Origin of the sequence: Streptococcus oralis subsp. dentisani, assembly GCF_002096615.1 — a bacterium.
GTDB classification, from domain to species: domain Bacteria; phylum Bacillota; class Bacilli; order Lactobacillales; family Streptococcaceae; genus Streptococcus; species Streptococcus oralis_U.
In genome coordinates, this window is the sequence record NZ_NCUX01000032.1 from 1 (window position 1) to 24687 (window position 24687).

Consider the following 24687-nt stretch of genomic DNA (forward strand, 5'->3'; position numbering starts at 1 on the left):
TACCGCCGTGAAAAGGCGGTGTCTTAACCCCTTGACCAACGGACCTTGAGTTTTTCAACTCTTTCTATTATACCTACTTTTCAAACTTTGTCAAGGGATTTTTTCAGTGAATTTAATTTTTTCTTTTCTTCACTAACTTAACCACTGCTTCTGTCCGTGCGGTGTGGGGAAACATATCGACTGACTGGATGTACTGGAGGTCGTAAACTTTCACTAGTTTAACCAAATCTCGCGCTAATGTTGAAACATTGCAGGATACATAGACCATTTTTTCTGGGACATAGGTCAGAACGGTATCCAACAACTTATCATCTAAGCCTGTACGAGGAGGGTCGACTATCAAGGCATCTGCTCGGTAGCCTTCTTGATACCAGCGCGGAATAATCTCTTCAGCTGTTCCCGCTTCGTAATGGGTATTGTCAAAACCCATTCTTTGAGCATTTTGCTTGGCATCTTCAATGGCTTCTGGAATAATATCCATCCCTCTGAGACTCTTGACCTTATTTGCGAAGGCGAATCCAATTGTCCCAACACCGCAATAAGCATCAATCAGATGATCTTCTTTGCTAACATCTAGAGCTTTAACTGCTTCACTATAGAGAATCTCTGTCTGCTCTGGATTGAGCTGATAGAAGGCACGGGGCGAGAGAGAAAACTCATAGTCGAGTACTCCTTCTTGAATACTCTCTTGGCCCCAGATAATTTCCGTCTTTTCACCATAGATTTCACTTGTTTTTGCTGTATTTGTATTGACTGCAACTGTGACGACTTCTGGAAAATCCTTGACTAGGTCTTTGACTAGTTGATTCAAATTAAGCTGGCGATTCGTGACAATGATAATCTGAACTTGACCCGTTTTTCTCGCTCGGCGTACCATGATGGTGCGAACACCTAGCGTTTTTCTCTCATCGGTGATGGGAATTTGATGATAAGTAAGAAGCTCAGCTAGGCGATTCGCAATCACTTGGGTTTCCTTATCTTGTACCAAACAGTCTTTCAACTCTACGAGATAATGAGAGTTTTGCGCATACAAACCTGCCTTGACCTGATTGTTAAATTTACGAGTCTGAAATTGCAACTTAGCACGGTAGTACTTTGGTTCCTGCATTCCGATAGTTGGACGGATTTCATAGTTTTCATATCCTGCAGGAGCAAATTTTTTCAGGGCTTGATGGAGCAAATCCGTTTTGAACTCTAACTGTTTATCGTAGTGGAGGTGCATGATTTGGCAACCACCACATTCATTATAAATCGTACAAGCCGGTACGACTCGAAATTTAGACTTCTTATTAACCTTTAGTAATTTTGCTTCAACAAAGTTACGTTTAATAGAAGTAATCTGACAATAGATATCTTCTCCTTTGAGGGCGCCTGGTACAAAAACGAGGGTTTTCTGATAGAAACCGATTCCCTCACCATTGATGCCCATCCGCTTGATTTTTAAAGGTATTTTTTGTTTGACTTTCAGATTCATACCCCTATCTTATCACATTTTAGGGTATAATAGAACTATGAAAATCACAAAACTTGAAAAGAAAAAACGCCTCTACTTGATGGAGTTAGATGGACAGCAAACCTCTTATATCACTGAAGATACCATTGTCCGTTTTATGCTGTCTCGAGATAAGGTCATTAGCAAAGAGGAACTGACCGAGATTCAGGATTTTGCCCAGTTTTCTTATGGTAAAAATCTTGCTCTCTACCATCTATCCTTCAAGGTTCGTACGGAAAAAGAAGTGCGAGAGTATATGAAAAAGTATGATATTGAAGATACAATCGCTAGTCAAGTTATCGCTAACCTTAAAGAAGATAACTGGATTAATGATCGTCAGTATGCTTATTCCATTATCAATGCAAATCAACTTTCTGGTGATAAGGGGCCTTATGTACTGACTCAGAAACTTGCTCAAAAGGGGATTGCTAAATCAACTATTGAAGATGTTCTAAAGGATTTTGATCACACTGAGGTTGCTCAACGTGTAGCTGAGAAACTGCTTAAAAAACACACCGGAAAACTCCCTGCTCGTGCTTTACAAGAAAAGATTATCCAAAACTTGACGAACAAGGGCTTCTCCTATTCTGATGCTAAAAGTTCATTTGATGACTTGGACAGTCAAGTTGACCAAGAAACGACTCAGGAACTCATTTTTAAAGAGTTAGACAAACAATATACTAAGTACGCTCGCAAATATGAAGGATACGAACTAAAGCAACGTTTGACCCAAGTTTTAGCTAGAAAAGGCTATGATTTTTCGGATATAGCCAGCGCTCTCAGAGAATATCTTTAATATTTTCGTGTAAAATTCAAAAAAAATAAACCAATTTATGATATAATAGTAAACGATAAACTTATAAATTGTAGAAAGTTGGTTAGTTATGAAACTTCCAAAAGAAGGCGACTTTATTACAATTCAAAGTTATAAGCATGATGGGAGTCTCCACCGTACTTGGCGAGACACCATGGTACTAAAAACAACAGAGAACGCCATTATCGGCGTCAACGACCACACACTTGTTACCGAAAGTGACGGTCGTCGTTGGGTGACTCGAGAACCGGCTATTGTTTACTTTCACAAAAAATATTGGTTTAATATCATCGCCATGATTCGTGATAATGGGATTTCCTACTATTGCAACATGGCTAGCCCCTACTATCTAGATGAGGAAGCCCTGAAATACATTGATTATGATTTGGATGTCAAGGTCTTCACTGATGGTGAAAAGCGTCTCTTAGACGTTGAAGAGTATGAGCGTCATAAACGCAAAATGAAGTATTCTGATGATTTAGACTATATTTTGAAAGAGCATGTTAAAATCCTTGTTGATTGGATTAACAATGGACGCGGTCCTTTCTCAGAGGCCTATGTCAACATTTGGTACAAACGCTACATAGAACTAAAGAATCGGTAAAGTTGTCAAACTGGGGTGAGAGCTCCGGTTTTTTATTTGAAAAACCCAGCTTTTCAGCTAGGGTGATTTCTATATATCTAATTTAGTAACAGTAAACTTGATGTGGGAATAGTCTTTTTCAACATCCTTATCCAACAAGAAAGTCGTGGCATCCTTCTTAACCTGAACAAGATCAATATTCTGGGCTTGAGCTGCATAGACGCATCCACAATAACATTGACGATAAATATCATACTCCTCGCACATCTCCACCGAACGCTTGTAGCCTTGATTTTTCTTAAAATCACTTGGGAGATAGTGGGTGGTATAAATCTTTTGCACATCGATTCCGATACTGTTGATGGTTTGAGAATTCTTATGGGGACTGATGGTCAAGGCTGAACCAAAGTAGTCAAAGCCCAAATCCATAGCTACCTGTGCTGTTTTGTCCAAACGGTAGTCAAAGCAAACCTTGCAACGGTCACCACCTTCGGGTTCTTCTTCCAGTCCTCTAACTAACTTCCGGTATTCATTTGGTTCATATGGGGCTTCTAAATACTGAACCGTATTTCCTGTTCGCTCATTGAAATCACTGACAAATTTCTTGGTGACGTAAGCTCGCTTGTGGTATTCTGCCTTGGGATGGATATTGGAATTGGCAAAATAGATAGTCACATCAGCGTATTTTGTCAGGTATTCTAGGGTGTAGGTACTACAAGGAGCACAGCAAACATGCATGAGAATAGTGGGACGTTGCTCATTTTTTTCCCAAACCTGTACCATTTTCTGCATGACACGGTCATAATTAATCTTCTGATTGGGATTCATCTTGCTCAGAATTTCTTCTACATCGATCATGTTTTTCTCCTTTTTCTAGTCTTATTTTATCATATAAGTTAGGAGAGCTCAAATCAATTTTAGAAGAGAAAACCATAAAAGGAGGGATGCATGTTCCCTCCTTTTGTGTTTTTTATAAGTTACTTTTACATCATCCCGCCCATCATGCTTGGATCCATGGCTGGAGCTGGGGTAATTGGTTCTGGTTTATTAGCTACGACTGCTTCTGTTGTCAAGATCAAGCTGGCTACAGATGCTGCATTTTGAAGGGCAGAACGGCTAACCTTAACTGGGTCGATGATTCCTTCTTCAATCATGTTGACCCACTCGCCTGTTGCTGCGTTGAAGCCTGTGCCAACTTCAGCATTCTTCAAACGGTCAATAACAATAGAACCTTCGAATCCTGCATTGTGGGCAATTTGACGAACAGGCTCTTCCAAGGCGCGGAGAACAATATTGCGTCCTGTCGCTTCATCTCCTGTCAATTCCAAATCAGCTACGGCTGGAATGACATTGGCAAGAGCAGTTCCACCACCTGCAACGATTCCTTCTTCAACGGCTGCACGAGTAGCGTTGAGGGCATCTTCAATGCGGAGTTTCATTTCTTTCAACTCAGTTTCAGTTGCAGCACCGACCTTGATTACTGCGACACCTCCTGACAATTTTGCCAAGCGTTCTTGAAGTTTTTCACGGTCGAATTCAGAAGTTGTGGTTTCGATTTGTGACTTGATAACCGCAACACGGTGAGAAATGGCTTCAGGATTGCCAGTACCTTCTACGATAACCGTGCTGTCTTTGTCCACAGTCACTCTAGCGGCTTGACCTAGTGCCTCAATCGTCGCGTCTTTCAACTCAAGACCAAGATCTTCTGTGATGACAGTTCCACCTGTCAAAATAGCGATGTCTTCAAGCATGGCTTTACGACGATCCCCAAAACCTGGAGCTTTGACAGCTACGACATTGAAGGTTCCACGAATCTTGTTCAATACAAGGGTTGGAAGAGCTTCGCCATCTACATCATCTGCAATAATCAAGAGCGGACGATTGCTTTGGAGAATGCTTTCTAGAAGTGGCAAGATTTCTTGGATATTTGAAATTTTCTTATCAGTAATCAAAATGTATGGATTTTCAAGGTCAGCCACCATTTTTTCGCTATCTGTCACCATGTACTGTGAAAGGTAACCGCGGTCAAACTGCATTCCTTCTACAACTTCAAGTTCTGTTTCCATGCCACGTGACTCTTCAATGGTGATAACTCCGTCCTTGCCAACTTTTTCCATGGCTTCAGAGATGTATTCGCCGACTTTTTCAGAACGAGAAGATACCGCAGCAACCTGAGCGATGGCTTCTTTATTGGCAACAGGGATGGCATTGTTTTTCAAGGCTTCTACAGCTGCGGCAACCGCTGCTTCAATCCCCCGACGGATACCGATTGGGTTGGCACCAGCAGTGACGTTTTTGATTCCTTCACGGACGATAGCTTGGGTCAAGACAGTTGCGGTTGTCGTTCCGTCACCTGCGATATCATTGGTTTTTGAAGCTACTTCTGATACCAATTTGGCACCCATATTTTCAAAATGGTCTTCCAACTCGATTTCTTTGGCAATGGTCACACCGTCATTAGTAATCAAAGGTGAGCCAAATGATTTTTCCAACACAACATTACGACCTTTTGGTCCTAAGGTTACTTTAACAGTGTCTGCAAGGATATCGACACCACGAACCATAGCTGAACGAGCATCAGATGAAAATTTAATTTCTTTTGACATACTTACTTTCTCCTTCTATTCTTCAATGATCGCCAAGATGTTGGCTTCGCCAACGATGATGTACTTTTCATCGCCATCTTTGACATCAATACCTGCGTGGGCTTCAACTAAGACACGGTCTCCAGGCTTCACGCTTGGAGCTACCAAGTCACCGTTCAAGGTACGAACACCTTGTCCGGTAGCTACAACTTGGGCTGTTTTTGTTTTTTCTTGGGCTGAGCCTGCAAGGACAAAGCCTCCAACAGTTTGTTCTTTTTCTTCGATTTTCAAGACCACACGGTCTCCTAATGGTTTCAACATCTGTTTTCCTCCATGATAAACTACATATTATTAGCACTCTTTATATCTGAGTGCTAATCCATAGTTCTATTGTATCACTTGGTCAGAAATAGTCAAGAAAAAAGTCTGACTTTAGCAAGATAAAAAGCCTGAGACCAACTCAGACTTTTCAATGTTTATACTCAATGAAAATCAAAGAGCAAACTAGGAAGCTAGCCGCAGGTTGCTCAAAACAGTGTTTTGAGGTTGTGGATAAAACTGACGAAGTCAGTTACCTATACCTACAGCAAGGCGAAGCTGACGTGGTTTGAAGAGATTTTCGAAGAGTATTAAAATGGCAATTCCTCCTCTTCCAAGACCAAATCTGCCAAATCCTGTCCTGCATTATTTTCACGCATAGCACGTTGGGCGCGGCTTTCCAAGAGTTGGAATCCTGTGGCAAGGACTTCAGTCACATAGTTCATCTGGCCATTTTTCTCAAAGCGACGGGTACGAAGTTCTCCATCCACAGAGATAAGACTACCTTTAGTTGCGTAGCTTGCCAAGGTTTCAGCCAATTTCCCCCAAAGAACCAAATTGACAAAGTCAGCTTCACGTTCCCCGTTTTGGTCTTTGTAACGACGGTTCACAGCAATAGTTGCACGCGCTACTGACTTGTCATTGTTGGTTTTGTGCAATTCTGGTGTAGACGTTAAACGTCCAATAAGAATAACTTTATTATACATATTTTCTTCCTCCTACTTATCTATTCGTAAGGAATCAAAAAAAGTTACAAAAATTTGTAACTTTTCGAGAAAATTTTTTATTTTTTATGCACCATGAAACCTGTCGCCTGTTGATTGGCCATAATGGTCATATCTGTAATCTGCACACGACGGGGCTGACTGGTCACATAGACAACAGTGTCTGCGATGTCTTGTGCCTGCAAGGCTTCGATCCCCTGATAGACGGTCGCAGCCCGCTCTTTGTCACCATGAAAACGTACTGTAGAAAAATCTGTTTCGACAATCCCTGGCTGAATAGTGGTCACCTTGATGTCTGTCGCAATGGTATCAATTCGCAAACCATCTGAAAAGGTTTTAACTGCCGCCTTGGTGGCTGAGTAAACTGCTGCACCCGCATAAGCATAGATTCCTGCGGTTGATCCCATGTTGATAATATGTCCCTGATTGACTTTTACCATTGCTGCCAAGAAACAGCGAGTAACTGCCATCAAACCCTTGACGTTGGTATCCAACATGGTCAGCATATCCAACTCTTCATAGTCTTGATAGGGAGCCAAGCCAAGAGCTAGTCCAGCGTTATTGACCAAGATATCAATCTGACCTATCGTTTCTAGAATATCGGAACAGACAGTCTTGACCATGGTCATATCCGTCACATCTAATGAAAAGGTCCAAACGGTTTGATTTGGAAAAGTTTCTGCAAACTCTGACTTGAGGGCCTCTAGTCTGTCTGTCCGTCGCCCTGTTAGAACGACATTCTCCCCCTGCTCTAGATAAGCACGCGCAATCGCTTCACCGATTCCTGAGGTCGCTCCTGTAATTACTACATTTTTTGCCATCTTATTTCCTTCTATCTGGTCTATCAAATACTGAAAATTTCCTAGGCAGTCCAGTGCTTGGCTGGGTCAAATGGAGTTCCGATAACTTGGTCTTCTGATAATTCAATAACCCCACGTTTTTGCGGAGCATTTGGTAGATGCAATTCACGAGGGCTACACATCATGCCAAAACTCTTTTCACCACGAAGCTCGCCTGGAAAAATGAGATTGCCTTTTGGCATCATCGCTCCAGGAAGAGCTACAATGGTTTTCAACCCAACACGCGCATTAGGTGCTCCTGCCACGATTTGCACTGTCTTGTCACTTGCGACTGCAACTTGGCAGATGTTAAGGTGGTCGCTATCTGGATGGGCTACCATCTCAACAATCTCACCGACGACAAACTTAGGTTCTTTGTCATTGACAATCTCTTCTGCAAAGCCTTCCGCTCGCAATTCTTGGTTTAAACGTGCTACTTGCTCATCTGATAAAAAAACTTGACCGCGTTCTGCAATTTCAAACAAACTTGAAAGGTCGAAAATATTCCAAGCCACTGTTTCTCCATTTTCTTTGAGGAAAACACGGGCTACCTTGCCTTTACGCTCCACGTCCAGTTTGGCATCTCCGCTGTTTTTCACGATGACCATAAGGACATCACCGACATGTTCTTTGTTATATGTAAAAATCATTGTTTCCTTTTTCTCCTATTTCAGTCCTGCTAAAAATTCGTTAATTTGTTCCTTGCTTTTACGGTCACGATTAACAAAACGGCCGATTTCCTTGTCCTTTTCTAGCACAACAAGGCTAGGAATCCCGTAAACATCCCAGAGTTTAGCCAGATCCATGTACTGGTCTCGGTCCACTCGAATAAAGGTGAACTCTGGATTGGTCTCCTCAATCTCTGGCAAGGCAGGATAGATATAACGACAATCGCCACACCAGTCCGCCACAAAAAGAAAGACCTTCTTGCCATCTTGCTCGACAAAACCTGCGAGTTCTTCTATACTACTGGGAGTAATCATAAGACTTCCTCTTCATAGACCAGATCTTCATTTTCATAGACAAAGGTATAGTGACGACCATCCTCGAAAATGACTCCTCCGACGAGTCGCTCTAGACTACTTTCGTAAACTTGAACATAGAGTGTCGCAATCTCTCCCATATCTGAGAAATAGTCTCGTACAATCGCTGTCAACTCTTCCTGAGTCTTCATGAGTTTGTGATGATCTGCTGCTTTTTTAGCCCCTAAAGCAAGGGCACTTAGACCAGCCACAGTCAAGCCAGTCATCCATAATTTCTTAGCTTTCATACCTTTCATTGTAACACAAAAAAGGTTTTAGGACAAATAGGTAAGCAGTATATGGGCAAGGAAAATCCCCTTCCCTCAATGAGGAAAGAGGACATCTTATCATTATTGCCAAGCGCCTGAGTTGCCGACATAATAGCCATCAGGTGTGTAGGTATTACGAAGCATCTTACCTTAGGAATCCAGATAGTACCACTTGTCCTTGATCCAAACATTGGACTTCAGGGCACTTTCCTCCTTTGTTCACATACCATAAAGTGGGTACTACAAAACTCAGTAAATGTCCTGAACCACCGTGCGGTTTCCTTCAAGTGAAATGACTTTCTTTTCAAACTGTAAATCAGGCATGCAAGCAGCCAAATCTTTTCCAATTTCTTCTAACGCTTCTAAACGCATTTCTACCGAGGTATTTTCATTACCTTGAATAATGAAAATAGCATTTTTCGTGTCCTCATCAAATTTGTAGTGTTCACTATCGCGAACATCTAGCCAAGCTAGGACACCATTTTCATCCCGATAGACATAGTCCGTCTCGGATACATGTTTTTCAGTTGATAAGATTGGCAGGAAAACATCCTCTTTTTGGCTGACAGAAAACTCTATCTGCCCTCCAATCTTATCCAAATCATGCCCTCCAATCGCCAGCAAAGAAGAAAGCGCCTCTACATTGTAGATATCGATGATACTATTGATGTGAGGAAGGGAACCACGATGCTGGATATTGCGAATGAGGGCGACCACCGTCGGTGGATTTTTCTTGACGCTACGCCCGACTCGCTGGAGCAGTTGCCTGTAACCTTGGATAACAGGAAACTCTTGAACTTCTTTTACATCACACTCTAGCGCCCATTTCTCCCTCTCCTCTTTCTTTTTCAGAAAAGCAAGAGGCAAATCAGCGTGAGGATTCACGTTTTTAGCAATACCAATCACGACATTCTTGATCCCCAAGTCATACAAACTTTTATCTAAACGAAACTCCATCGGCAGGCACCTCCTTTAAAAAATGCTCAACTTTCTACTTTTATTTTACACCTTCTAGCCTCTGATTTCAAGGAAATCATCAACTCTCTCCCGACAAATAAAAAGAGAAGATCAAACCGATCTCCTCTTTGAGGCTTCTTATACTTCTTCACTCGTTTCAGCATCATCGTCAGAAAACTCGTCGTCTTCTTCGTTAAGATCCACGTCTTCACCCAAGTCATCAGGAGCGATTTCGTTGATTTCTGCATCGTAAGCTTCCACTTCATTTTTCTCATCATCAAACCACCTTGATTGAGCCACGTTTGATGAAATAGGACTCCCTTTTCATCCATAAAGTACCAAGATCCATTGTCCTTAACCCAAGCATTTTGAACCAATTGACCTTGCTTTTGATAGTACCAGGCTTCATTGTTATTCTTTTTTAACCAGCTTTCTGCTTTTACAATCGGATAAAATTCTTTGAAGGCTCCTCCCCTGTAGGAATGACTGATAACTCCTGGTTTTTCAAGTTTCAACTCTTCATAGTCGTCTGCCCAAGCAATTACTTTTTGCCCTTTGGAAGTAATTTCTGGTAAGGTGGCAGTGTAAGTCCTGGTTTGATAGTCCCATTTTGTATCAAGGTAGGTGTATTGATTATTTGATTCGTTAATACGGTAGTAACTACTCTTTCCACCGTCATGATATACATCATCAACCACTTTAGTGGACCAGGTCTTTACTTCATTTCCGCTCTTGGCTTCTACCTTGATATCGCCTCTATAGCCATAAGGAACGTAGAAATTCAGATAACGCCCCTCTGTACCGACCATCGACTTGTCCTTTTCTTGACCTAGGAAATTGACTGTCTGATCTTGACCATTGAGACTAACCGTCCACTCGATTTTCTCAGTTTTTGGCAAATCCAAGACTTTGATATCTACTTCATGTCCATTGTTAAATCGAAGAATTTTGCCATCTTGATACCAAACGTCACCCTTAATAACCCATTCTTCTTCAAGCTCAAATGCCTGCCCCGAATGAGGAAAGGCTAGTAAAGCTAGACCTGCTAAAGATAAACCAATTTTTGTGATTTTTTTCATCGCATATCCTCCTTTTGGATTTATTGAATCCATTATATTAATATGTTGTTTTTTTACAAGTCTTATCCTAAATATGCTAGCAAAAAACCTCTGAGATTGTCCTCAAAGGTTCTGATTTTGCTAATTGCTGTTCTCAACTGCTGCGGTAACAAAGGCAGTGTAGAGTTCTTCTGGGCGGTTTGGACGGCTGGAGAGTTCAGGGTGATACTGGCAAGCCACAAAGAATTTATTTTCAGGAATCTCCACTATTTCTACCAGACGATTATCTGGAGAAACTCCTGAGAAGACAAAACCTGCTGTCTCAAACTGCTCACGGAAGGCATTGTTAAACTCATAGCGGTGACGGTGACGGCGTTGCACCACTTCTTGATTGTGATAAGCAGCCGCAGCCTTAGAGCCACGTTTCAACTTAGACGGATAAAGTCCCAAGCGAAGGGTTCCCCCCATATCCTCAACATCAATCTGATCGCGCATGATATCAATGATAGGGTATTTTGTATCTGGTGCAAGCTCTGCAGAATTGGCACCTTCAAGTCCTAAAACGTGACGAGCAAACTCGATACAAGTCAACTGCATTCCCAAGCAGACACCCAACATTGGAACATCATTTTCGCGCGCATAGCGAATGGCTTGAATTTTCCCTTCCGTACCACGCTAGCCAAAACCACCTGGTACGATGATCCCGTCCGCATCCGACAAGAGTTCTGCTACATTCTCTGCTGTCACATCATTGGCATTGACCCAATTGATTTTCACTTCTGCGTCGTTGGCATAACCAGAGTGTTTCAAGGCTTCGACCACTGAGATATAAGCATCTTGCAACTCAACATACTTACCGACAAGGGAAATCTTGACTTGCTTCTTGAGGTTCATGACCTTGTCCACCATGGCTGACCATTCTGTCATATCTGCTGCTGGTGCGTCTAATTTCAAATGGTCACAAACAATTTGGTCCATGCCTTGCGCCTGCAAATTCAATGGAATTTGGTAAAGGTGTTCAACATCCAAAGACTCGATAACAGCCTCTGGAGCTACGTCACAGAACTGAGCTAGTTTATTTTTAATTCCTTGACCAGCTGGTTTTTCTGTACGAATGACCAACATATTTGGCTGGATTCCCAAACCACGCAATTCTTTTACTGAATGCTGAGTCGGCTTGGTCTTCATCTCACCAGCAGCCTTGAGATAAGGAAGCAGGGTTGTATGGATGTACATGACATTATCTGCACCCACATCTGCCTTCATCTGACGAAGGGCCTCTAGAAATGGCAAGGACTCGATATCCCCAACGGTTCCACCAACCTCTGTGATAATGACATCAGAGTCTGTCGTTACAGCGGCACGCTTGATTTTTTCTTTCAAAGCATCTGTGATATGAGGAATGACTTGAACAGTTGCGCCAAGGTACTCGCCACGGCGCTCCTTACGAAGAACTTCACTGTAAATTTTACCAGTTGTCACGTTGGAATATTTGTTAAGGTTGATATCGATGAAACGTTCATAGTGACCCAAGTCCAAATCGGTCTCAGCCCCATCATCTGTCACAAAGACTTCCCCGTGCTGGTAAGGACTCATAGTTCCCGGATCGATATTGATATAAGGGTCAAATTTCTGAATGGTTACTTTGAGACCACGATTTTTCAAGAGACGTCCTAAACTCGCTGCAACAATCCCTTTCCCAATAGACGATACCACACCACCAGTTACAAAAATATATTTCGTAGACATAGATTCCTCTTTCTAAAATGCTCAAGGTCTTGTTAACTACAAGGGGAGATAGAAAACAAGACCCTTATGAATCACGACTTTTCAAGAAAAACTTCCTGAAAAAACAAAAATAGCTCCCTAGTAACTAGGGAGCCCCGACCTCTAAAAGAGGTGCCCGAACAATATGATACCTTAAAGCAGATTATTTGTCAACCCGAATTGGCAAAATATGAAAAAAGAGAGATTGTTTTCAGAAAACCAAAAATAGGACAGCATCACAACAGATGACTCGCTCAAGTAAGAAAAAAGGAAATCCAGCGATCTCCTTTTAAAGTTATTTTACTCTTCTTCACTTATTTCAGCGTCATCGTCTGAAAACTCATCGTCTTCTTCGTTGAGATCCACATCTTCACCCAAGTCATCAGGAGCGATTTCGTTGATTTCCGCATCGTAAGCCTCCACTTCATTTTTCTCATCATCTGGATTTTCATCATCGTATGAAAGAGCTGGGTCTGCTTCATATGCATCTTCGTCTTCTGGATCATCTGCATTGTAGTCAATAGCATCTGAATCACCATCCATGAAGGCATTGACACGTTTTTTCTTAGCTTTTGGTGCTACTTCATCGTCGTCACTTTCTTCAAGAGCAATGATTTCTTCGTCGATTTCGTCCACACCATACCATGAGCGAAGCCCCCATTTGTTGTCTCCAAGTGAGATGAAGCTACCGTCAAAGTTCAACTCTGTGTAGAACAAAGGCAAGGCTTCGCGGATATCGCTGTTTGATGTTCCAAGGTAGTTTTGAATTTCGTTTACAAGATCGCTAAAATGCATCTCATGATCGCGACCACGAAGTTCCAAGATAGCACGCGCTACCTCAATCATAGATAGTTCACTTTTTTCTTGCCCAGCAAATACTTCTAATTCCAAAGCGTTTCTCCTCATTTTTACTACTGTCGCCAGAGTAGACAGACTCTGACCTCATTTTATCATGTACTCTTTATTGTACGATAATTTTGCGGAATAGTCAAAGGTTAAGAAAAAATAAAGGTGAAATATTTTAGCTAATTGAAAGACCTGTGTAACATGACCACAGGTATATTGATTTAATTATAACTCAAGGCTGCAACTCCAATACCAACCACAAACTGCAAGAGGATTCCTAGAGAGATAAAGGATTGTTTGTTGCGTCAAATCAAGTAAAAAGATCATTTCAGGTCCTGCCAGTAACTTCGTTTTCTTTCCTTTATTTCATTTTCCCTAGAATAGTGAAAAATCCTTCTCTTGTTAATGAGTTTCATAAGAAAAAGGCTGGAGAATCCAACCTTCTCTATTTATTCAGCTAAGAGAACTTCTTTAATCGTTTGTTTTTTGAGTTTTCTGTTGGATAGATAAAAGAGGCTTTCATAAACCACAGCAAAACCGATCAAAGTCCAAAAGCACACACTCCCATCAAAGTGATGCTCAATTTTTTCTGGGACCGTATCTTTGATCACACCGATCAGGATTTCCATGATACCATATTGATAAGCCGTTCCAAGAACAAATCCTAGATAGGCCCAAAAACGATAGGGAGCGAGAATATGACCTCGGCATTCACGATTTGTGTAGCCAAAACTCTTCATCAAGGCCAAGATTTCGCGACTTTCTGAGACCACAATCCCCAATGACAAAAATAGAATAGAGAAAGAAAGGATCAAGCCAATCATGATCATCATCGCTTGGATGATGTCATCTGTGTAGTCCCTTAGGCCAAAGGACAATTGAACCATGGCCGCGAAACACATGGAGCCAAAGACCACAAAAAACAAGATCGATTTTCTCCCCCAAATCAGCGACGAAGATAGCTCTTTTAGGAAGGATTTCTCTTTCGTGACAGCACTCTTTCTCCTTTTGACCTTGATTGGTGTTGGGGATTTTTTCAATAAGCGAAGGGCTGGCGTTTGTAGTTGTCTTCTAGCATAGCCAACCGCAAGAACCATAAAGAAGGTTGTGGGTAGCATCACCAAAGCAACTAAGAGCTGCCAATGAAAATGAATGGTGATTTCTGGCAAAATCCCCTTCTCATTGCGAAAGTCATAAAAATGTCCCATCATGAGAAAAGAAGCGAAATAACCAAGAAGCGCTCCAACTCCAAAACTGAGTCCAAAAGCCCAAAATCGTTTAGCCAACTGACCATTGCTATAGCCCAAGGCCTTTAAAATTCCTAATTGTTCCTTGTGATCATCGACAAATTGTTTGATATAAAAACACATGAGGAGGATCGACGTCAAGGACAAGACGACCCCACTGACCATGGCCACCATCCAAGATAGCGAAACCTGAGCGTCATAGTAGGTCTGAATCATCGGATTAGTTTTAGAAATCTCCAACTGCTCAATATCAAGATAAAAATTCAAGAAGAGATTGGCCACAAAGACGGCACAGGCCCCAATGATACTGACGACAACTAATTTTCGAATATCTTTTACTGAAAACATGGCTTACCATCCAATCTCATAGGCAGTCTGAGGCTGATCGTTGGTCACAACTTCGGTAATCTTGCCACTATTGACGCGAATGATAGTTCTCGCCATGTCCGCAATATTTTGGTTGTGCGTCACCATGATCAAGGTAAAGCCTAGTTTTTCCTTCAACTTCCAAATATAGTCGAGAATCTTGCGCCCTGTTTCTTCATCCAGGGCTCCCGTCGGCTCATCTAAGAAAAGAATCTCTGGCTTTTTGGCCAGGGCACGGGCAATGGATACTCTCTGCTGTTCCCCACCAGACAATTCACTTGGATACTTGTCCAGCTTATCGCCAAGCCTCAAATCCTCTATGATCTGCAAAAAATCATGATTGTTTGCCAGATTGGCTCCCATTTTTACATTCTGTCTGACCGTGAGATTTGGTAATAAATAATACTGCTGAAAAATAAAGGCTACCTTCTCACGTCTAAAGGCTGTCAATTGAACATCCGTGAATAGAGACAAATCCTGTCCTTTAATGAGGATATGCCCCTCATCTACCTTTTCTAATCCGGATAATACGTTTAAGAGAGTTGACTTGCCTGATCCAGAAGGGCCTAGGATAACCACATCATCCTGGTCTTGAATCTGCAAATCAATTCCTTTTAAGACCTTGGTTTGGCCGTAACTTTTGTGAACATTTTCTAGTTGAATCATTTCTTCCCTACCATTTCTTTGATGAGAGATTGACAAACCTCTGTCAATAATCCTATCACTTCTTCCATGCTGAACTGATAAATACCAGAAGCAATCATAGATGCCATGCCATGTGAATAGATAAATAGATGCTGGTACAGGCGACTAGCCTCCTCTAACGTCAAAGGATAGTCTGCGACAATCGAATCCAGAACCAATTGGTAACTATGATCCTTCATGGGAAGAAAATCTTGAAAGCGACGAATCGGATCTTTGCTAGGATTTTGGAAAAGCAATTGAAAAAGTTGGGGCTCTTTTAATCCGAAAAGTATATAAGCAACCCCGACAGATCGAAAAGGCTTCTCATCTTCTAAAGCCTTGCGTATATACTCCACCACTACCATTTCCGCAGCAACAATAACCTCTGCTTGTAACTCAGACATATTAGCAAATTGCCCAAAAATGACTCTTGGTGTGGCTCCCAATTTCTCTGCTAATGCTCTAGCTGTCAAACTAGCCAGACCCTCTTCTCTCACCAATTGTAAAGCTGTTCCAATCATAGTCTCTTTACTAAATTTAACCTTTGGTGGCATACGACTCCTTTAGCGCAACGATTGTTGCGCAACATGTGTTGTATAAAAGAATACCATAACAAAAAAGACTTGTCAAGAAAAATCTGTAAAACACAAAACAAAAAGACAGCAAACTTTTTATTTCTTTGCTACCCAGCCGATGGTATCGCTAGGTGGATTTTCGGTATCAATCCCGATGAATGCAATATCGATTTCGCCATTATTAAACTTGGTCAAACAAATACCCTTGATTTCCAGTTCATTGAGTCGTTGACCTGTCAAGACTTCTCGTTCTTTCAAAATGAAAATTATACATAGAAATTTTTAAAAATTTTCTCTATCGTAAACCTGCCACTATTTCAGAAACTATACTAGCTGATTCCAAACGTAATATGGTCATTTCATCTACCTTCCCTAATAATGGCATTGCACCATACCAAACAATGGTCTTGTTTACCAAAAGAATAGGCGTGACTATTTTTGATTGAGTAAAAGACACTTTAATTTTCTTGCTCTTCAACTGGTCTAGCCACGCTTTATTTGCAACCGTCTCTGGTATACATATCTCAATTCGACTAATCCTAAATTCTTTTAGAAAATTCATCAGTTTTGTCTGGTGCACATAAGGTAAAATAAGCATACACTCCTGTCTTTCCTCTGCTAAGTCCTCTCTCAACACATTCTCATATCTACTATCAATATAAACGAATTGTTTCTCCTCACCCTCAATGACACGATAATCCATCTTTCGTTAAGCTACTTGTCGTTTCTGGAACATCTTTTCTAAATAAGGAACATGGATATCTACATAATCGAAAATACGTACCAAAGTCTTATCCTTGTAGTTTCGATGAATCCGACCTGCGTACTGAATCAAATTATTTTTCCAAGAAAAGGGTGCTGCCAAGATAAGCGTGTCTAACTGAGGTAAGTCAAAACCTTCGCCAATGTATTTTCCAGTAGACAACAAAATAAATCCTTTATCTAGCTGTTCTATCGCCTTCAGTAAACTTGATCTCTCTCGGACTTTAGTTTTTCCGCTAATAATATAAAAATTATCAATCTCTTTCAACAACTTTTCAAAGACATCTATCAGTTGAATTCGATTGACTAAAACCAAGGATTTTCATCAGACGTTGGATCTTCTTATGGTTTACTATATGACCACGATTCCTCAATTCAAGAGTAACTCTACGATAGCCATAATTTCCTTTATGGTCATTATAAATGGCCTGAATTTCGGTTTTAAGCTCAAATACATCCCGTTGCTTCAACTGATAGTAGTAAGTCGAGCGAGGTAAACGAGCCACTTCAAGAAGTAAATCTAGTCGAAATCCTCATGAAGCCATTTCTCTAATTGTCTCTGCCTTTCTCGCTGTATGGCTTCGTCCCTATCTTCCAGCTCTTTTAACTTTTTAAGTAAGCCACCTCGGTACGTAAGCGTTCATTCTCCTCTTGGAGTCGCTCTAGTTCTGTCATTTCTTCCCAAGTTTTCTTACGTTTACATCCCATTTTAGGTACTCTCCCTCATTCAAGAGAAACTCTATCTTTAGTCCAGCCTTCATGTAAGACTTTATTTATTATTTCTTGTTTTAAATGAGGAGAATAGTAACGATTTTTTCCTTTTTTGACGAATTCTATTCCGTAACGATCAATCAATTTAATCATGTACCTAAGATTAGAATCGTTTATCCCAAATTTATTTGAAAGCTTCTCTAAGCTATATCCTTGTTTTCTAAGTTCATAGATCTGAACTTTATCCTCATAACTCAATTTCATAATAAAACACCCCAAAAGTTAGATTTTTTCTGTCTAACTTTTGGGGTGCAGTTCATTATCAGGTGTGGAAAGATTTACTTCATTTTCTCCCGAAATTTTAGTATCAGGATTTTTAAAGATCGAGTTCTAGATACATCTTTTCTGAGGACAGATCGTTTTGACCACCGAGCAAGAGATTTTCAAAAAAAGCTGTTAAAAACTTAGGACGTCTCTGTAAAATCTTTGCATTATCTAATACCAAGGCATCACGAAAATATTTGGCATGTTGCTGAAATGGTATATTATCAATATTAAAACCAAACTCACGAAGATACTGAATCAAAAAGACCGTTACCGTCCGAGTGTTTCCTTCGCGAAACGGATGAATCTGCCAAATTCCTGAAATAAAATGCTGGATTTGTTTAACCATATCCTTCTTGGTTAGTGTCGCATATGCAACTTGTTTTTCCTGATTAAAATCATAATCCAAGGTCATTTGAATCATAGAGTAATCAGAGTACACAACACTTTCGCCATTCAAAACAGGTTCATTCTTTGTGATATTGGTCTGACGAAATTGCCCCACCGGAATAGAGGATTCAAATATATCTTGAAACAACTCCTTATGAATAGCAAGTAAGGTCGCAGGACTGAAGCTAAAGCCTCTTCGAGACAAGAGTTCTACGATACGCAAAGAAACCAAGTCTGCCTCCTCCGTACTTGCATCAATGGTATGATGATAAGCCGTTGCATCTTCATAAACCTGCTCATAAGTTAGTTCACCTCGGGCCTGTTTCTCAGCCAAAGATTCCATATAAGCTGATGGCACTAGATTATCAACTTTCTGCAGACCAAAACCTATCTGCCATAAATCACGTTTAGCTTCATAAGACAAGTTTGGACTATCAATGTTGTAAGTTGGTTGCATAGAAAGATCCTTTCAATTGTTTTTCTGTGTCATCGGTAAATGGTGAAATGGGTATGGAATTGGCTTAAATTATAAAAATCATTCACAATAAGTTCTATGAAGAGAAATAATGAAAGAGTTATATTCAACATCCCATGCACTCATCTGAAATGTTCGTTGGATGAATAGTTTGATTAAACGAATAATTCTAGCATGCATACTTATCAAACTCATTGGCATACACCACTCTGAACTCGTTGGTCTGGTCAAATCCCAACTCAATTCCCCCAACACCTGAAAAGAAAGCTGCAATGTTGTACTTCTCAGGTCGGTTCGAACTTAGAGGGGGTGTTGTGTTAGTCCCTTTACTAAATATAACTAAATAGACAAAATATGAGTTATAGGGATGCGGCTCTCGTGTTCTACAATATTTTTCAAAATTTTCATAGCATCAAGCAAATCTAGCCTACCAATTCGTTGAATATTTTTTAATTTGAAGCCGATTAATTTGTGATCATCTGAAAATATTGATTCACATTCAATTGGTAATTCATCAAAAGTGAACTTAATAATTTTTTCAACTATTTCTTTAGAACCTTCTTCACCTATTCTAGTAATCAATTCGTTAAACTTATAGTTGAAATATTTCTGAGTTGCATATCTTATCTCATGAGAGTTAGAGATATTTTCTTGAGAAAGAATTATATCACCTTCTTCATTTTGTCTTAGAAGTAAAGCATCTAACCAAATACATTCAATAGAATATATTTTAGATTTTGATTCTTCTATAAAATCATGTTTAAAATAAAGCTCTTTTATTTGTTCAGTCCCCAAATGCCTTTTAGAAGATTGAGGATCAAAAAGATTGCTAATAATACTCAGAGGTATACCATGCTTTTCTAAACTTTTACTAGTAAAAGTATTATAAACCTCACACTTTTTGTTCAAATCTTTCAATTTGTTATGGAGGGATTTCTCAGTAATAGGTTCTATATCCTCTTTAATCTCAACCAATTGGAAATTAGAAAGCGTCCTATTACCATCGTCTCTAATTGTTATATCACAACCTTGACTTATTAGTAAAAATTTCTTCGTACCAATTTTTATAACGTCTCCAAAAGATATATCTGTACTAGATGATATTTTTATTAATCTATCATTAAAAGTTGTTGCTAAATCTAGGTCTTTTAAAAAGCGAAGTATTTCACCGTCTTGAATAGATTGAACGCTACGTTGCATTGATCTTCTTATTGGATTAATTAGTTCCTTATGATTATTTACTTCATTAAAAGTATCTGAATAAACTTGTTTAAATTTAGTTAAAAAAGTTTCGTAAATGATGTTATCTACATGTTGCCCTTCGTTAATATAATCATAGTAAAACAAAACTTGATTTTGATTCAACTGCCAAAGTCTTTCCGTCAACTTACTATATGATTCTTCAAATATATTTTTATATTCACTGATATAATTAGCTTTCTGAGATTTCAATATATTTTCAAAGAAATCTTCTGTTAACTCTTCTGTCTTTTTAACATAATTAAAATGAAGCACCAGTTGCTCTGCAATATTTTCTTGTTCTGCAATATCTTCTTGTTCTGCAATCTTTCCGTCTGATTTTAAAATTCTTAATATATATTCTTTAGTCCCTTCAAAACTATTTAATTCGGGAGGCGTACTAGAATCAGTATATATTAGGAGCAAAATATTTTTTTCACGAAGTCGACTGTGTAGCAACTTTAAAATTTTGACAAAAATTTCATCATTACTTGTTCTTTTATTAGCATTCTGAAGTTTTCTATCAAGAAGTATCAAATGTTTGCGAGATTTATCTCTTGCATCAATCTCATTTATAGCTCTCTCAACTTGATCATAATCAGCACCAATTGTTTTAAAATCAATATTTTCAGATTGAAAACATTTATAATGTTCAATTTGATCAAGAGTAGATTTTAATTTGTCAATAAAATCCACCTCACCAGACTCATCAATATATTCTAAAATTGTATAATCTTTGAAGCGTTCATACTCTCCTCCAGTTAAGTCATCAATTACTTCTGGTAGAAATTTTTCTAATTTATCTTCTTCATTAATATCATTAAAAATATCATCAATTGCAATAATCGTTGACACGCCATAGTCTTTAAATTTATCACTCATCAAATTATACCTCTTCATCTGGGAATGTGATTACAAATTTATATAGATTGCCATATTGATTCCTCTCATCGTCCAAAGTAATTGTTGCACCAAATTCATTTAGCAAGGTAGTTACAATATACAATCCCATACCTCTACCATCATTGTCAGGTTTATTCGTTACAAATTCTTCGAATAGATGATTTTCAACAGATTTATCTATTCCAATACCATTATCAAATACAAATAATTTTCCTAAATCATTATCAAGTTCAAACGTTAATAAGGAATCACTGATATTCATCTTATCTAGCCAATACGTCGAATTTATAACTAAATTTTCAATGATAATTTTAAAGCTATCACTAATAATTTTTGCTTTAAAATCATTTCCAACAATTTTAAGATTCACAGTTGTATTTCCGTATGTCAATAATGGGGTATTTTCTAAAATCTCTTCAAGTTTTTCCTTTATTGATTCTACAGAATAACGTCGTCTTCTAGAATATGAATTTACATCTAGTAATGAAGCATAACGCACTAAAAATTTATTGCTAGAATCTATCCGATTTAAATTCAAGATAGCTTCTTCTTCATTATTATTAAGAACTGAATTTCTAACTTTTGATGAGCTAAACTTTATATTATTAGATAATCGAATAATTTCATGAGATAAAGTCTCTGCTATAATGGTAGCTCCCATAATTGGTGCAAACTCGTCTATATGAGTCACAAGCTCTTCAACTTGTTTCTCTTTTAAGTTAACTGCATTTCGTAAATTTTTGGTTGACTCTTGAAGTGAAATTAGTTCATTTTTCTTTTCATTGTCATCCATATTATCAAACTCTTTTACAAGTCTCTCTGCTTTATTCTCGGTTTGAATTATATCATTTGCTTGTTTTCTGAAAGAAATTTCCGCAATTTCTATAGTCTGATTTTCAAGTAGCTCACTAATCTCTTTCCTTTTGAAATTAAAATATTGAGACAGTTCTTTATCCCTATTTGCTATCGTCTTATAAATAAGATCTTTAGCAATAAGAATAAAATTTGTTCCAAAATTATCTAGTACTAATCCCTGTCTGTTAGTTAACTCTTTCAAAAGAGCTAAGTTTTGTTCGCCATCAATATTGAAAAAGCCTGTTGAACTATGTTGCTTAAAAATAACACCTTTATTCCGTAGATTATAATCAGACATCCCTAGCCAATCATTATTTGAACTACCGTAAGGAAAAATCCGAAAATTATTTCTATATATTTTCACTCCTTTAATTTCTTCCAAAACATTTCTAAAAGTTTTGGAAACCGGACTAGTTGGAGATAAATCAAAACCATAGATTGTTCCTCTAAAATCACCTGGTAAGAAAAATTTCTCAATCTGTTTCTTAGACTTATGCTTTTCGTCTTTAACTTCTTCAGAATAAGTTAAGAACTTACCAAATTTAACATTTGGCAAAGATACATTTGCTTGTGTCAAACTGGATAAATCGATATATATTTTTTCTTCCATCCATTTATTATAGTATTTTTTATAAGGTGGTTCGTTCTCTTTTTCAAGTTCCCAGTTTCTTAATTCTGAAATTAATTGCTTAACTTTATAATCGATATATTTTTTACTTCTACTTATATTTAGAGTTATTATTTTTTCATTTGAATTAAAATTAAAATCCACTTTTGAAAGAAAATTATTTTCTATATCAGAAATATCATATTTATTACTTGTAAATATTCTATTATCTAAATTAATCTTTACATAAAAATTATACTTTTCATCTAGGTAAGGGTTTAAGAACTCTAAAACATCTTGTTCAATTTCTTTCTGCGTTTGAGTACTTTGCCAAAAATCAATTCCTTTCAGACCTAGCACTTCAATTCTAGTTCCGTGATTTTTTTTATGACTAAAAGTTAACTCATTGAATAGCAAAGTTTGTAATTCTAGTTTAACGTTTTCAATTGATTCGTTGCTCTTACTATAACGTTCCCAATCAATATCGATATGATAATAATAAAAATCATTATTATTCAAGAAATCATCATTTGTATTATAGCCTAAAACAGTTCGTAACTCTTCCGATGAAAAATACTTAGAGAGTTCCAAATCAACCTTAGTATCAACAGAAATAAATTTACCTAATTGATTCAAGGACAATCGACCAATCCCTTTATTTCCTTGCGCTTGTCTTTTGAATTTAGGCGAAACCTTTTGATGATTTGATTTAAAAGAAGTAGCTATTTTTAAAAAAGCATTCTCAATAATATATGGAGTCATACCATTACCATCATCTTCAATAATAATGCGTCCCTGACCATGCTCAGATTGATAGAGAGTATCAATTTCAATATTACAATAATTAGCATCAGCATCTGATGCATTTTTTATTAATTCTAGTAAGGCTATTTTCTCATTATCAATTAAGGCTTCACCCAAATGACTAATAATTCTAGAATCAATAGTTAAATTTACTTCTTTTTTATTCATTAAATTACCTATTTTCTACCTTTTTGAAGATTAAAACATGTTCCTGATTCATAGACTCTACAGAATTTCCACCGACCTTTGAAACTTTTCTGGGCATTCTTTTTTTGGGAATATTTCTGGTAATCACTTTTTCTAAAATGAATCCATTAGATTCCAGATATTCTGTTGTAATAGTTGATAGGGGGACCACTTGATTATCTACTCTTCTATCTCCAAGAGTCAAAACTATATACTTTCCTACCTTTAAGACACGTACAAGTTCAGATATTACATTTAGGTAATCTAACACAAAATTTTTCACTTTATTTTGTTTTTTGTCATCAATTCTAGGTAAAAAATTATTGAGAATTGAAGATTCAAAACTACTTCTGACTCTTCGGTTTCCACCTAAACTATTAGAATCAATACTAGAATAATTTGCAATTAGCTGTTCATCAAATTTCCCTAAATCCGATTTATCAATCCAATATAGAGGAAGTATGGAATACTGACCATAAGTTACTGTAGTTGGATTATCGCCATATGGTGGAGATGTACAAATTAAATCAACTGTTCCATTTTCAAATTCTGATAATATGTCCTCAGCTTTTCCTATATAAAGATTTTTTTTGTCATATTGAATAAAATTTGGAAGAAAAACATATGATTTCTCAATGTTTTTTATAAAATCTTCAATGATATCATTAGACATCGAATCGATATCTTTTTGTGTTTTTACATGTAGTTTAAAAGTAGAACTACGAGTATTACTATATTTTTTTAAAATATTTATCAAACAAACCCAGTAATACTGTCTTATATTTTTATATCTTTCTCTTTGTATTGCTGATCTAATTTTACTAAACGTCTCAATAAAATCTTCTCTATACCACTTATTGATATTATAGAAATCATGCATTTCAAACTCGAAGGATTCTTTACGTAACAGTTCAATTATTCTATTGTTAGAGAGTTTGATTTGTTTTTTACTGACACCTTGTAATTTTACTAAAGTAATTAAATTAGCTAAAGGATTGATATCAATTCCTATTGGAGTTAAACCATTTTTCTTTCCCTCAACTAGAGTTACTCCTGATCCGTGAAACGGGTCTAATATATTTTGAACCGATTTATCTTCACTTTTTATTAAATTAATTAATTCGTTTTGCATATCTGGAACCATAGTAGCTGGATAAGCACTAATTTTATGAATTCCAGTAGAAACAACATCTGAAAAATCCCAATAATTTAGTTCTTTTTTGTTGATTTCATCTACTAAGGACATTGCTTCTCCATTTCTTAATAAAAGTATACTCAATTACT

Annotated in this window: 22 protein-coding genes and 5 pseudogenes; 2 read left to right on the top strand and 25 right to left on the bottom strand. The window is 38.0% G+C overall.

The annotated features are described in order from the left end of the window. Positions 1–112: 112 nt before the first annotated feature. Positions 113–1474 (bottom strand): 23S rRNA (uracil(1939)-C(5))-methyltransferase RlmD, encoded by a 1362-nt coding sequence (gene rlmD, locus B7708_RS05105; RefSeq protein WP_084974244.1) that lies wholly within the window; start codon positions 1472–1474, stop codon positions 113–115. 37 nt (positions 1475–1511) lie between these two features. Here rlmD and recX point away from each other — a divergent pair, with 37 nt between their 5' ends. Next, the gene (recX, locus tag B7708_RS05110; RefSeq protein ID WP_084974246.1) at positions 1512–2288 is read left to right on the top strand and encodes a recombination regulator RecX; all 777 of its coding nucleotides are present in this window, start codon (positions 1512–1514) and stop codon (positions 2286–2288) included. 88 nt (positions 2289–2376) lie between these two features. Beyond that, entirely contained in the window at positions 2377–2910 is a 534-nt protein-coding gene (gene ntdP / locus B7708_RS05115; RefSeq protein ID WP_000775318.1) for a nucleoside tri-diphosphate phosphatase, read from the top strand. Between the two features lie 69 nt (positions 2911–2979). On the opposite strand, the gene B7708_RS05120 is transcribed toward ntdP, so the two are convergent. The 24 genes and pseudogenes from B7708_RS05120 to B7708_RS05245 form a co-directional block, all read right to left on the bottom strand. Further along, a complete protein-coding gene (locus B7708_RS05120; protein ID WP_084974248.1) occupies positions 2980–3747 on the bottom strand; it encodes an epoxyqueuosine reductase QueH in 768 nt (255 codons plus the stop codon). Positions 3748–3872: 125 nt separating this feature from the next. Further along, on the bottom strand, positions 3873–5495 hold the full coding sequence (gene groL / locus B7708_RS05125; protein WP_084974251.1) for a chaperonin GroEL: 1623 nt from the start codon (positions 5493–5495) through the stop codon (positions 3873–3875). 15 nt (positions 5496–5510) lie between these two features. After that, positions 5511–5795, bottom strand: a complete 285-nt coding sequence (groES, locus tag B7708_RS05130; protein ID WP_000917326.1) for a co-chaperone GroES — start codon at positions 5793–5795, stop codon at positions 5511–5513. Positions 5796–6103: 308 nt separating this feature from the next. Then, positions 6104–6499 carry a single-stranded DNA-binding protein gene (locus tag B7708_RS05135; RefSeq protein ID WP_000282436.1) on the bottom strand — a complete coding sequence of 132 codons (396 nt, stop codon included), beginning with the start codon at positions 6497–6499 and terminating at the stop codon, positions 6104–6106. Positions 6500–6576: 77 nt separating this feature from the next. Next, positions 6577–7338, bottom strand: coding sequence for an SDR family NAD(P)-dependent oxidoreductase (locus B7708_RS05140; RefSeq protein ID WP_084974253.1), 762 nt, complete (start codon positions 7336–7338; stop codon positions 6577–6579). A gap of 41 nt (positions 7339–7379) precedes the next feature. Continuing rightward, positions 7380–8006 (bottom strand): YtpR family tRNA-binding protein, encoded by a 627-nt coding sequence (gene ytpR, locus B7708_RS05145; RefSeq protein ID WP_084974255.1) that lies wholly within the window; start codon positions 8004–8006, stop codon positions 7380–7382. 15 nt (positions 8007–8021) lie between these two features. Continuing rightward, complete coding sequence (locus B7708_RS05150) at positions 8022–8339, bottom strand: thioredoxin family protein (protein ID WP_084974257.1); 318 nt, start codon at positions 8337–8339, stop codon at positions 8022–8024. Beyond that, positions 8336–8635 carry a DUF4651 domain-containing protein gene (locus B7708_RS05155; RefSeq protein WP_084974258.1) on the bottom strand — a complete coding sequence of 100 codons (300 nt, stop codon included), beginning with the start codon at positions 8633–8635 and terminating at the stop codon, positions 8336–8338. The genes B7708_RS05150 and B7708_RS05155 overlap by 4 nt, the downstream gene beginning before the upstream one ends. A 93-nt stretch (positions 8636–8728) precedes the next feature. Then, positions 8729–8839: pseudogene (locus B7708_RS10070) on the bottom strand (choline-binding protein A); the annotation flags it as partial. Between the two features lie 57 nt (positions 8840–8896). Continuing rightward, positions 8897–9604, bottom strand: a complete 708-nt coding sequence (locus B7708_RS05165) for a B3/B4 domain-containing protein (protein ID WP_084974260.1) — start codon at positions 9602–9604, stop codon at positions 8897–8899. A gap of 26 nt (positions 9605–9630) precedes the next feature. Beyond that, positions 9631–10683, bottom strand: a complete 1053-nt coding sequence (locus B7708_RS05175; protein WP_239822463.1) for an N-acetylmuramoyl-L-alanine amidase family protein — start codon at positions 10681–10683, stop codon at positions 9631–9633. A 120-nt stretch (positions 10684–10803) separates the two neighbouring features. Then, positions 10804–12411: pseudogene (locus B7708_RS05180) on the bottom strand (CTP synthase). Between the two features lie 318 nt (positions 12412–12729). Beyond that, positions 12730–13320 carry a DNA-directed RNA polymerase subunit delta gene (gene rpoE / locus B7708_RS05185; RefSeq protein WP_084974263.1) on the bottom strand — a complete coding sequence of 197 codons (591 nt, stop codon included), beginning with the start codon at positions 13318–13320 and terminating at the stop codon, positions 12730–12732. A gap of 404 nt (positions 13321–13724) precedes the next feature. Next, positions 13725–14870 (bottom strand): FtsX-like permease family protein, encoded by a 1146-nt coding sequence (locus B7708_RS05195; protein ID WP_084974265.1) that lies wholly within the window; start codon positions 14868–14870, stop codon positions 13725–13727. Between the two features lie 3 nt (positions 14871–14873). Beyond that, positions 14874–15554: an ABC transporter ATP-binding protein gene (locus B7708_RS05200; RefSeq protein WP_084974266.1), complete on the bottom strand. Its 681-nt coding sequence runs from the start codon at positions 15552–15554 to the stop codon at positions 14874–14876. Continuing rightward, positions 15551–16126: a TetR/AcrR family transcriptional regulator gene (locus B7708_RS05205; RefSeq protein WP_084974268.1), complete on the bottom strand. Its 576-nt coding sequence runs from the start codon at positions 16124–16126 to the stop codon at positions 15551–15553. Before B7708_RS05205 ends, B7708_RS05200 begins: the two co-directional genes overlap by 4 nt. Before the next feature lie 117 nt (positions 16127–16243). Next, complete coding sequence (locus tag B7708_RS09940; protein ID WP_193431745.1) at positions 16244–16405, bottom strand: hypothetical protein; 162 nt, start codon at positions 16403–16405, stop codon at positions 16244–16246. 37 nt (positions 16406–16442) lie between these two features. Then, positions 16443–17225, bottom strand: a pseudogene (locus B7708_RS10175) (helicase-related protein); the annotation flags it as partial. Next, positions 17224–17884, bottom strand: a pseudogene (locus B7708_RS09785) (IS3 family transposase); the annotation flags it as partial. The pseudogenes B7708_RS10175 and B7708_RS09785, both read right to left, overlap by 2 nt. Positions 17885–17996: 112 nt before the next feature. Further along, the gene (locus B7708_RS05230) at positions 17997–18791 is read right to left on the bottom strand and encodes a Fic/DOC family protein (RefSeq protein ID WP_084974272.1); all 795 of its coding nucleotides are present in this window, start codon (positions 18789–18791) and stop codon (positions 17997–17999) included. Positions 18792–18984: 193 nt separating this feature from the next. Continuing rightward, positions 18985–19146 (bottom strand): annotated as a pseudogene (locus B7708_RS09790) (DNA cytosine methyltransferase); the annotation flags it as partial. Between the two features lie 2 nt (positions 19147–19148). Beyond that, a complete protein-coding gene (locus B7708_RS05235; protein WP_084974275.1) occupies positions 19149–20930 on the bottom strand; it encodes a hypothetical protein in 1782 nt (593 codons plus the stop codon). A gap of 4 nt (positions 20931–20934) precedes the next feature. Beyond that, entirely contained in the window at positions 20935–23385 is a 2451-nt protein-coding gene (locus B7708_RS05240) for a sensor histidine kinase (RefSeq protein ID WP_084974276.1), read from the bottom strand. A gap of 4 nt (positions 23386–23389) precedes the next feature. After that, positions 23390–24649: a DNA methyltransferase gene (locus tag B7708_RS05245; RefSeq protein WP_084974278.1), complete on the bottom strand. Its 1260-nt coding sequence runs from the start codon at positions 24647–24649 to the stop codon at positions 23390–23392. Positions 24650–24687: the final 38 nt, after the last annotated feature.